Below are 414 nucleotides of genomic sequence, written 5' to 3' on the forward strand. Positions count from 1 at the left end.
ACCATCTTCGTCACCGAATACTTCATCACTGAGCAGATCGTCTTGGTAATTTCCAAGCCGCCTCTCTAGCCCCAAAAACATTGGCCTTGTTCCACGTAAAAAGCCATGAAGCAGAGGGCCACCCTCTCTAATTATTTCTTGCCTATTGTTTTCGAGATGACGACGACTACGACCGCCCGTAATAAATGCTTGAATACGGCTTTCACCAGAGCCGAATGAAGGTGAAACCGTATAAGAGAATTCCCAACCATTCAACCTAAACAGCATTTTTTCAGGAGAGGCATTGATGGCTAAGGTGTAATCCTCACCATCTTTTTCAACCTCAATTTTAAGACTGCTGAATTTAATATCCAGAAGAGAAGCGATATCTATAGACAAAGCAGCCTGCATCAACCTTAGAGCGGTCGTCTTACC

At 44.0% G+C, this 414-nt stretch carries 1 protein-coding gene; it reads right to left on the bottom strand.

Features of this window, described 5'->3' with window-relative positions; genetic code table 11:
• Window positions 1-414 (bottom strand): hypothetical protein (locus tag AC1DLB_RS32255; RefSeq protein ID WP_477786566.1); only part of this gene is annotated, 414 nt, incomplete at both ends.

This window comes from Pseudomonas sp. 05N434 (assembly GCF_056396965.1).